9 protein-coding genes are annotated in these 10,567 nt (G+C 60.2%); 7 read left to right on the forward strand and 2 right to left on the reverse strand.

Annotated elements, in window-relative coordinates:
- Positions 1-53: 53 nt before the first annotated feature.
- Entirely contained in the window at positions 54-299 is a 246-nt protein-coding gene (locus tag PMI26_RS23130) for a GlsB/YeaQ/YmgE family stress response membrane protein (RefSeq protein WP_007971735.1), read from the forward strand.
- An 87-nt stretch (positions 300-386) separates the two neighbouring features.
- The gene (locus PMI26_RS23125; protein ID WP_007971736.1) at positions 387-923 is read left to right on the forward strand and encodes a DUF3299 domain-containing protein; all 537 of its coding nucleotides are present in this window, start codon (positions 387-389) and stop codon (positions 921-923) included.
- Between the two features lie 116 nt (positions 924-1,039).
- Here PMI26_RS23125 and PMI26_RS23120 read toward each other — a convergent pair whose 3' ends face one another.
- Complete coding sequence (locus PMI26_RS23120) at positions 1,040-1,939, reverse strand: D-hexose-6-phosphate mutarotase (protein WP_007971737.1); 900 nt, start codon at positions 1,937-1,939, stop codon at positions 1,040-1,042.
- A 68-nt stretch (positions 1,940-2,007) separates the two neighbouring features.
- A complete protein-coding gene (locus tag PMI26_RS23115) occupies positions 2,008-2,412 on the reverse strand; it encodes an acyl-CoA thioesterase (protein ID WP_007942704.1) in 405 nt (134 codons plus the stop codon).
- A gap of 363 nt (positions 2,413-2,775) precedes the next feature.
- Between PMI26_RS23115 and PMI26_RS23110 the strand changes: the two genes are divergently transcribed.
- From PMI26_RS23110 to pstB, 5 genes are all read left to right on the forward strand, one after another.
- On the forward strand, positions 2,776-4,074 hold the full coding sequence (locus tag PMI26_RS23110; protein WP_007971738.1) for an MFS transporter: 1,299 nt from the start codon (positions 2,776-2,778) through the stop codon (positions 4,072-4,074).
- A gap of 252 nt (positions 4,075-4,326) precedes the next feature.
- A complete protein-coding gene (locus PMI26_RS23105; RefSeq protein ID WP_007971739.1) occupies positions 4,327-5,328 on the forward strand; it encodes a phosphate ABC transporter substrate-binding protein PstS in 1,002 nt (333 codons plus the stop codon).
- A gap of 486 nt (positions 5,329-5,814) precedes the next feature.
- Complete coding sequence (locus PMI26_RS23100) at positions 5,815-7,848, forward strand: ABC transporter permease subunit (protein WP_177323521.1); 2,034 nt, start codon at positions 5,815-5,817, stop codon at positions 7,846-7,848.
- Between the two features lie 16 nt (positions 7,849-7,864).
- On the forward strand, positions 7,865-9,535 hold the full coding sequence (gene pstA / locus PMI26_RS23095) for a phosphate ABC transporter permease PstA (RefSeq protein WP_007971741.1): 1,671 nt from the start codon (positions 7,865-7,867) through the stop codon (positions 9,533-9,535).
- 179 nt (positions 9,536-9,714) lie between these two features.
- Entirely contained in the window at positions 9,715-10,548 is an 834-nt protein-coding gene (gene pstB / locus PMI26_RS23090; protein WP_007971742.1) for a phosphate ABC transporter ATP-binding protein PstB, read from the forward strand.
- The last annotated feature ends 19 nt before the right edge of the window (positions 10,549-10,567 follow it).

Raw genomic sequence — 10,567 nt, forward strand, 5'->3', positions numbered from 1 at the left:
ATGCCAAAGTCTGACTAGGCTTTGGCATATCTACCAAATCAGAGGGAAATGCCATGGGAATTATCGGAACCATCTTTATCGGCTTGATCGTCGGCCTGCTGGCGCGGTTCCTGAAACCGGGCGATGACAGCATGGGCTGGATCATGACCATCCTGCTCGGTATCGGCGGTTCGCTGGCGGCCACTTACGGCGGTCAAGCCCTGGGCATCTATCAGGCTGGCCAAGGCGCAGGCTTCATCGGTGCGCTGGTGGGCGCCGTTGTGTTGCTGGTGATCTACGGACTGGTCAAAAAGAGCTGATCCAGTCGATAAAGCCCTCTCCGCCAAATCGGTCGGGAGGGCTAGAATGCTCGGCGTTTTCTGTTCTTCCCTTTGCCGAGCACTTTCATGCGCCGTCTTTTGCTGACTCTCGTTTTACTGGGTACGGGCTTTGCCCACGCCGGCGAACTGCCGGAGACCGACTGGCTCGAACTGATGCCCAAGTCGGACCAGAAGGCCCTTGAGGCCATGCCCGAAATCGACCACGACTCCCCTGAAGCCAATGGCACCTTCACCGACAAGGGTGGGATGAAACAGGCCAAAGGCTTGCCGGCGGTGATGTACTCGACCAAGACCGTTGCGTCGATGAACGACAGAAGCATCCGCATTGGCGGTTATCCAGTGCCGCTGGAGTCCGACGCCAAGGGCCGCAGTACGTTGTTCTTCCTGGTGCCGTACCCGGGTGCCTGCATCCACGTGCCGCCACCGCCACCCAATCAACTGGTGCTGGTGCGTTATCCCAAGGGCCTGAAGCTGGATGATATCTACACGCCGCTGTGGGTGACCGGCACGCTGAAGATCGAGAAGGTCAGCAATGACCTGGCGGATGCGGCCTATGCGCTGGATGCGCAGAAGGTGCGGGTGGTGCAGGAGTCGGACTTGTAGTGATGTAAATGTGGGAGCGGGCTTGCTCGCGAAGAGGGAGTGTCAGTCGCCATCAATGCTGACTGATACACCGCTTTCGCGAGCAAGCCCGCTCCCACATTGGCTTCAGGTGTAACTTAGAGCGGCGCGCTACCGAGGCTCACGCCCAGAGTATGGCTTGCCCCTGGTTTCAGGCTCACCACATCGCCCATCACGTTCGCCGTCTCGATGCACAGCATGCGCTGCCAGCCGTCGTCGGCCATGTCGCTGAACGCAGCGGCGCGGTCGGTCCACGGGTTCCAGATCACCGCCGTGCGCGATCCGTTGCTGGTCAGTACGATGCGCCGTTCCCAGGCTGGATCGACGATGCTCAACTGTGGCGGGGCGTCGAGGTAGATGCGGTCGGTCTCGCCGGTAAAACGCAGATCCCCGGTCTGGGTGACGGTTTTCCAGTTGTCCAGGGTTTCGATGTAGTTGAGGCCGTCCACACCTTCGACGTGCACCTCGCGCACGTCGCTGACGGCAAAGTAACTGTGCAGCGCCTGGCTGATGTTGACGGTATCAGTGCCCCGGTTGTGGCTGGTCAGCTGGATGTGCAATTGTTCGTCGAGGCGAATGGTCAGGGTCAAGTCCACCTGGTGCGGCCAGCCGGGAAAGCCGCCTTCGGGGTAGGGCAGGAGGAATTCGACCTTCAGGCTTTCGCCTTCGGCTTCGATGCCACCCAGTTCCCAATCCATCGCTCGCACGAAGCCGTGAGCCGATGGCGCGTCATTGCTGACACGCATGGCCTTGACACTTTGCGGGTTGCGGTCGAAGACACCGAACCATGGCCAGCACACCGGCACGCCGGCACGGATGCTCTTGCCGGTCTTGAAGACGGCCTCGTCGTTGAGCCAGATCAGCGGCGGCTGGCCGGCCAGCTGATAGCTGAGGATGTGCGCACCTTGCTGGGCCACCAGTAATTCGGCCTGACCGTGGCGGATGCGCCAGCAGTTCAGTTCATCCAGTTTTACGGCTTCAACATTGGGCGTGCTCATGGGACAGCTCTCGATCAGTAACGTGGACGACTATCGACCGCAAAACGGCTTCCAGGTTTAGAAACTCTTTATCGAGCCCTGGGCGGAACCGAGCGGGTGCGGCCGCTGCCGTCGATGGCAACGAACACAAACACCGCTTCGGTTACTTTACGCCACTCGCTGGACAGTGGATCGTCGCTCCAGACCTCGACCATCATCTTGATTGAGCTGCGGCCGATTTCCAGTGCCTGGGTATAAAAGGAAAGCTGAGCGCCCACTGCCACCGGAACCAGAAATGCCATGCGGTCGATGGCAACGGTGGCAACGCGCCCGCCGGCGACCTTGCTGGCCATCGCAGTGCCTGCCAAATCCATCTGCGCCACCAGCCAGCCGCCGAAAATGTCGCCAAAGCCGTTGGTTTCGCGAGGGAGTGCGGTGATTTGCAGGGCCAGGTCGCCTTGCGGGATCGGATCTTCTTGTTCGAGCTCTATCATGCCGGGGGTGCCTCTGACCCGTGACTCTTCGTTGGTATTGCTGGTGGTAGCCGTCTTCGGGAAAAACGATTCAGCACCGAACATACTACGTTCGTCACGTTTTCCATCAGGCGCCTAAAGGGAAACTCTGCGAAATCGCCTATGAACCTGACAGGCGCTTTCGCACAGCAACCCTCAAAAACCGGAGCAAGGCTGCGAGTATATCGGTCGGTAGACTCCGCGACGACCGTCCGGTTCTCATTTTGACCGTCAAAAATGCACCTCTATGTGCTTTTTCGAACAATTTGCTATCGTGCCGGACCTGCCCAGGCCTCAACCAGCGTTGTTGAGGTTGCAGATCCGACTATAAGAGAAGCCCTTGCCATGACCACAGCGCCCTCGAGCATCGCGCAGCCAGAACAACCCGCACGTCCGCTGACCCGCAACGACTACAAGACTCTATCGCTGTCTGCCCTGGGCGGTGCGCTGGAGTTCTACGACTTCATCATCTTCGTGTTCTTCGCCACGGTGGTGGGCGACCTGTTCTTCCCGGCGGACATGCCCGAGTGGCTGCGTATGATGCAAACGTTCGGCATTTTCGCCGCCGGCTACTTGGCGCGGCCGCTGGGCGGCATCGTGATGGCGCACTTTGGCGACCTGCTGGGCCGCAAGAAGATGTTCACCTTGAGTATCTTCATGATGGCCGTGCCGACCCTGATCATGGGCTTGTTGCCGACCTACGCGCAGATTGGCCTGTGGGCACCGATCCTGCTGCTGTTGATGCGGGTGATCCAGGGCGCGGCCATTGGCGGTGAGGTGCCGGGGGCGTGGGTTTTCGTTTCCGAGCACGTGCCGCAGCGTCATATCGGCTACGCCTGCGGCACCCTGACCAGCGGTCTCACGGCAGGCATCCTGCTTGGCTCGCTGGTTGCCACGGCAATCAACAGCATTTATACCCCGGAGGAAGTCGCGGACTACGCCTGGCGGATTCCGTTCCTGCTGGGTGGCGTGTTCGGCCTGTTTTCGGTGTATCTGCGTCGTTGGCTGCACGAAACGCCGGTATTTGCCGAACTGCAACAACGCAAGGCGCTGGCCGAAGAAGTGCCATTGCGAGCGGTGTTGCGTGACCATCGCGGTGCCATCGCCATTTCGATGCTGCTGACCTGGCTGCTCTCTGCTGCGATCGTGGTACTGATTCTGATGACGCCGACCGTGCTGCAGAAGGTCTACCATTTCTCACCGACCACGGCTCTGCAATCCAACAGCGTGGCCATCGTCTTTTTGAGCTTTGGCTGCATCATCGCCGGCGCGCTGGCGGATCGCTTCGGTGCGGGGCGAGTCTTCGTCCTGGGTTGCGCCGCGTTGCTGGCCAGCTCCTGGACCTTCTATCACAGCCTGGCTGACCATCCGGACTGGCTGTTTCCGATGTACGCGGTGACTGGTCTGCTGGTCGGCACCATCGGTGCGGTGCCGTACGTGATGGTCAAGGCGTTCCCGCCGGTAGTGCGCTTCAGCGGCCTGTCGTTCTCCTATAACGTGGCCTACGCCATTTTCGGTGGTCTGACGCCGATGATCGTCAGTCTGCTGCTCAAGGAAAGCCCGATGGGGCCGGCCTACTACGTGGCTGTGCTGTGTGGGGTCGGGATTGTGGTGGGCGCCTACCTCTGGAAGAAAGGGCGTTGATCGACCTTTTGTATCGACTGTACTGACGCCTTCGCGAGCAAGCCCGCTCCCACATTCGATCGCATTTCTCCTGGAGGAGCGCGGTCAACTGTGGGAGCGGGCTTGCTCGCGAATGCAGGCGACGCGAATCATCCTGCAAAAAATCCAAATACTGGCCTTTCATCCAATTGTCATATTTCAGCCATAGAGTGTTCACACGGCCTGCTGATACTTGGCCCCGACTTAACACACCCTATCTGCTAGGAGTAAGGCATGAAACTGAAGCGTTTGATGGCGGCAATGACTTTTGTCGCTGCTGGCGTTGCGACTGCCAACGCGGTTGCCGCTGTTGACCCTGCTATCCCGAGCTACACCAAGACCACTGGTGTGTCGGGCAACCTGTCCAGCGTCGGCTCCGATACCCTGGCCAACCTCATGACCCTCTGGGCTGAGAACTACAAGAAAGAATACCCGAACGTAAACATCCAGATTCAGGCCGCTGGCTCCGCCACTGCGCCACCTGCGCTGACTGAAGGCACCTCCAACCTGGGCCCGATGAGCCGCAAGATGAAGGACACCGAACTGGCTGCCTTCGAACAGAAGTACGGCTACAAGCCAACCGCTATCCCGGTTGCCGTTGACGCCCTGGCGGTATTCGTACACAAGGACAACCCGATCCAGCACCTGACCATGGAACAGGTTGACGCGATCTTCTCGTCCACTCGTCTGTGCGGCGCTAAAACCGACGTGAAAACCTGGGGCGACCTGGGCGTGACCGGCGACCTGGCCAACAAGCCGGTTCAACTGTTCGGTCGTAACTCGGTATCCGGTACCTACGGCTACTTCAAGGAAGAAGCCCTGTGCAAAGGCGACTACAAGCCTAACGTGAACGAGCAGCCAGGTTCGGCTTCGGTCGTGCAGTCGATCAGCTCCTCGCTGAACGGTATCGGTTACTCGGGCATCGGCTACAAGACCGCGAGCGTGAAGACTGTGGCCCTGGCCAAGAAAGGCAGCCAGGACTTCATCGAAGACACCGAAGAAAACGCCCTGAACGGCAAGTACCCGCTGTCCCGCTTCCTGTACGTATACGTCAACAAAGCCCCGAACAAGCCTCTGGCCCCGCTGGAAGCCGAGTTCGTGAAACTGGTTCTGTCGAAACAGGGTCAGGAAGTTGTAGTGAAAGACGGCTACATCCCACTGCCGGCCAAGGTTGCTGCAAAAGCACTGGCTGACCTGGGTCTGCAGGAAGGCGGCGCTGAAGTCGCAAAAAAGTAAAACCCTGAATCCGGGGTAATCCCGGATTCCTGTGCAGGAGCTGTCGAGCGGGGCGAGGCTGCGATCTTTTGATCTGGCTTTCTCAACTGCAAGATCAAAAGATCGCAGCCTCGGTTCCCTCGACAGCTCCTACACAACCCCCAAATTCTCTATCCGCTGCCGGTTCCTCCGGGCGGCGGATTTGTTGCGTCACTGCACTGTCATCTTTCTGTCATACAGGATCGCTAGGGTGTGCGAATGAATGATCTGGCCAATTCCACAATGACTACTAATCCCCCCAAGCGAATTGACTTCAATACGCCTGAGCTACAACGCAAGCGTCGCATCCGCGCGCTCAAGGATCGCTTCACCCGCTGGTACGTCCTCATCGGCGGCCTGGCGGTGCTGGCAGCCATCACACTGATCTTCTTCTTCCTCGCCTACGTGGTTGCGCCGTTGTTCCAGGGTGCCAGCCTGACTGCGAAAGATGCGATCGTTCCAGCCTGGATGCAAGATGCCGGCAAGCCGCTGATGATCTCTCTGGAAGAGCAGAACCAGGTGGCGATGCGGGTTTCCGACAAGGGCCAGGCATTGTTCTTCGACATCGACAGTGGCGCCGAACTCAAGCGCGTCGATTTGCCGATTGCGGCCGGCACCACCGTGACCTCCATCGGTGAAGACCAGCCAGGCCACCCTCTGGTGGCTGTGGGTCTGTCCAACGGTCAGGCACTGGTGTTCCGTCACACCTATAAAGTCAGCTACCCGGAAGGCAAGAAAACCATCACCCCGGCCGTCGAGTACCCGTATGGCGAAGCGCCAATCGCGGTGAACGAAGCCGGCGGTGCGCTGGAGCACGTCAGCCTCAACGCCAACGATTCGACCCTGATGCTGGTTGGCGCCACCGGTTCGCAACTCAACGTTCTGTCGCTGACCAGCGAAGAGAACATGATGACCGGCGAAGTCACCAACGAGCAGAAGCGTATCGACCTGCCGCAGATGAACGAGCCGGTGAAGAACATCTTCGTCGACCCGCGTCAGCAGTGGCTGTACGTGATCAACGGGCGTGCCCAGGCCGACGTGTTCAGCCTGCGCGACAAGAGCCTCAACGGTCGCTACAAACTGCTTGAAGACGGTGAAGCGCAAGTCACCGCCAGCACCCAGCTGGTGGGCGGCATTTCGCTGATCATCGGTGATTCCAAAGGTGGCCTGGCCCAGTGGTTCATGGCTCGCGATCCCGATGGCGAACAGCGCCTGAAGCAGATCCGCACCTTCCAGATGGGCACCACGCCTATCGTTGAAATCACTGCCGAAGAGCGCCGCAAGGGCTTCATTGCCCTTGACGCTTCCGGCAAGCTCGGTGTGTTCCACAGTACTGCCCACCGCACCTTGCTGGTTGAGCCGGTTGCCGAAGGCCAGGGCATTTTCGGTCTGTCACCTCGCGCCAACCGCGTGATCGTGGAGGCCGGCGGCAAGCTGCACCCGCTGCTGCTGGACAACCCGCACCCGGAAGTCTCGTGGAGCGCGCTGTGGAGCAAAGTCTGGTACGAGAACTACGACGAGCCTAAATACGTCTGGCAATCGACCGCCGCCAACACCGACTTCGAACCCAAGCTGAGCCTGTCGCCGCTGACTTTCGGTACCCTGAAAGCCGCATTCTACGCCATGCTGCTGGCCGCTCCACTGGCCGTTGCCGCTGCGATCTACACCGCGTACTTCATGGCTCCGGGCATGCGCCGCAAGGTCAAGCCGGTGATCGAATTGATGGAAGCGATGCCGACGGTGATCCTCGGCTTCTTCGCCGGTCTGTTCCTCGCTCCGTATGTGGAAGGGCACCTGCCGGGCATCTTCAGCCTGCTGATGCTGCTGCCGATCGGCATCCTGGTCGCCGGTTTCACCTTCAGTCGCCTGCCTGAGTCGATCCGCCTGAAAGTCCCGGACGGTTGGGAAAGTGCGCTGCTGATTCCGGTGATCCTGTTTGTGGGCTGGCTGTCGCTGTACATGAGTCCGTTCATGGAGAACTGGTTCTTCGGCGGCGACATGCGCATGTGGATCTCCCACGACCTGGGCATCACCTACGACCAGCGCAACGCTCTGGTGGTCGGCCTGGCCATGGGCTTCGCGGTCATCCCGAACATTTACTCCATCGCCGAAGACGCCGTGTTCAGCGTGCCGCGTGGCCTGACCCTGGGCTCCCTGGCCCTCGGTGCCACGCCGTGGCAGACCATGACCCGCGTGGTGATCCTCACCGCGAGCCCGGGCATCTTCTCGGCGCTGATGATCGGCATGGGCCGTGCGGTCGGGGAAACCATGATCGTGCTGATGGCCACCGGTAACACCCCGGTCATGGAAATGAACCTGTTCGAAGGCCTGCGCACCCTGGCGGCCAACGTAGCGGTGGAAATGCCCGAGTCGGAAGTCGGCGGCAGCCACTACCGCGTGCTGTTCCTCTCGGCGCTGGTGCTGCTGTTGTTCACCTTCGTCATGAACACCCTCGCAGAACTGATTCGTCAGCGTCTGCGCAAGAAATACTCGTCGCTTTAAGCAAAGGTAGAAGTCTGTGAAACAGAACTCCCTGAAAGGATGGTTCAAGAGCGGCGCCCCCGGCGTCTGGATCAGCGGTGGCGCGGTGTCCATCGCGGTCATCATGACCATTGGCCTGCTGGCAGTGATTGCCGTGCGCGGCCTGGGTCACTTCTGGCCGGCGGACCTGATCCACGCCAGCTACGACGTACCGGGCCAGGGCCAGCACCTGGTCATTGGTGAAGTGGTACAGAAGGAAGAAGTACCCCGTGCCCGCTTGAAGAGCGCCGGCCTGCCGGTGCCTGAGCAGGGCCCGGAGTTCATGACCCGCGAGCTGATCAAGGTCGGCAACCGTGACCTGAACGGCAACGACTTCACCTGGGTCGTCGGCGAGTGGCTGACCAACCAGACGACGCCGCCGGAGCTGATGGCGATCGAGCGGCGTGAGTGGGGCAACTTCTACGGTTACCTGGTCAACGTCAAACAGGACGGCAAGGTTGTCGCTGAAGGCGAAGCCGCATGGCCTGAGTTGCAGGCCCGTGTCGACCGCGTGAACAAGCTGGCCGCACAGCTCAAGAGCCTGGAAAAAACCGACATCGGCGCGATCAACGCCGGCTTGGAGCGCGTCCGCTTGCACGGTCGCAAGCTGGAGCTGGATGGCAAGCTCGACGCCACCGCACAAGCGGACATGGAATCGGAGCGCGCCGAACTCAATGCCCGCTATCAGGATGTTGAAGCGCGCCTGAACGATCTGCATGCGCAGTTCAACCGCGACAGCCTGACCGCCCGCGATGCGAACGGTAAGGAAATCGAAATCGGTATCGGCAAAGTGGTTCACGCCTACCAGCCGAACGCCATGAGCACGACCACCAAGATCGGTTTCTACTTCAGCAAGGTCTGGGAGTTCCTGAGCGACGACCCGCGTGAAGCGAACACGGAGGGCGGTATTTTCCCGGCCATTTTCGGCACCGTGATGATGACCCTGATCATGGCGATGATCGTGACCCCGTTCGGCGTGCTGGCGGCGGTGTACCTGCGTGAATACGCCAAGCAGAACGCGCTGACCCGGGTGATCCGCATCGCGGTGAACAACCTGGCCGGTGTTCCGGCCATCGTTTACGGGGTGTTCGGCCTGGGCTTCTTCGTCTATGTGCTGGGTGGCTCGCTCGACCGTCTGTTCTTCCCGGAAGCCTTGCCGGCGCCGACCTTCGGCACGCCGGGCCTGCTCTGGGCTTCGCTGACCCTGGCGCTGCTGGCAGTGCCGGTGGTGATCGTGGCCACTGAAGAAGGCCTGGCGCGGATTCCTCGCACCGTGCGTGAAGGCTCGTTGGCCCTTGGCGCGACCAAGGCTGAAACCTTGTGGAAGATCGTATTGCCGATGGCCAGCCCGGCGATGATGACCGGCATGATCCTCGCCGTGGCTCGCGCCGCGGGTGAAGTGGCGCCGCTGATGCTGGTGGGTGTGGTGAAACTGGCGCCGTCGTTGCCGGTGGACGGTAACTACCCGTACCTGCACCTGGATCAGAAGATCATGCACTTGGGCTTCCACATCTATGACGTCGGCTTCCAGAGCCCGAACGTCGAAGCCGCACGACCGCTGGTATACGCTACGGCGCTGCTGCTGGTGCTGGTGATCGCGACGCTGAACCTGTCGGCGGTGTACATCCGCAACCACCTGCGCGAGAAGTACAAAGCTTTGGACAGCTGATCTCCAATGTGGGAGCGGGCTTGCTCGCGAAAGCGGTGGGTCAGGCAACATTGATGTTGAATGTGCCGGCCTCTTCGCGAGCAAGCCCGCTCCCACACTGGACCGCGTCCACCGGAATATTGATGGGAACTGCAATAAGCAGCGTTCCGAACCGAATTTGTTAGCACAGGGAGCCTCCCATGCAGCACGAAGCACATACCCACGGCATCAACATGTCGGCACTGGGTCGCGACAAACAGAGCCTGAACCTCGAGCAGGAAACCGTAGCCATCGAAGTGCCGGGCCTGAGCCTGTTCTACGGCGAAAAACAAGCGCTGTACGACGTCAGCATGAACATCCCGAAGCAGCGCGTGACCGCCTTCATCGGCCCGTCCGGCTGTGGCAAGTCCACACTGCTGCGTACCTTCAACCGCATGAACGACCTGGTGGATGGCTGCCGCGTCGAAGGCGAGATCAACCTGTACGGCAACAACATCTACCGCAAGGGCGAAGACGTGGCCGAGCTGCGTCGTCGCGTCGGCATGGTGTTCCAGAAGCCCAACCCGTTCCCGAAAACCATCTACGAAAACGTGGTTTACGGCCTGCGCATCCAGGGTATCAACAAGAAGCGCGTGCTCGACGAAGCCGTTGAGTGGGCACTCAAAGGCGCGGCGCTGTGGGACGAAGTCAAGGATCGCCTGCACGAGTCGGCACTGGGCCTGTCCGGTGGTCAGCAGCAACGTCTGGTGATCGCCCGCACCATCGCCGTTGAACCGGAAGTGTTGCTGCTCGACGAACCCTGCTCGGCACTCGACCCGATCTCCACGCTGAAAGTCGAAGAGCTGATCTACGAACTGAAATCCAAGTTCACCATCGTCATCGTGACCCACAACATGCAGCAGGCGGCGCGGGTTTCGGACTACACCGCGTTCATGTACATGGGCAAACTGGTGGAATTTGGCGACACCGACACCCTGTTCACCAATCCGGCGAAGAAGCAGACCGAAGACTACATCACCGGTCGCTATGGCTAGCAGCAGCTACGAGCCGCAA

The organism is Pseudomonas sp. GM33, from assembly GCF_000282295.1.
Lineage (GTDB): Bacteria > Pseudomonadota > Gammaproteobacteria > Pseudomonadales > Pseudomonadaceae > Aquipseudomonas > Aquipseudomonas laurylsulfatiphila.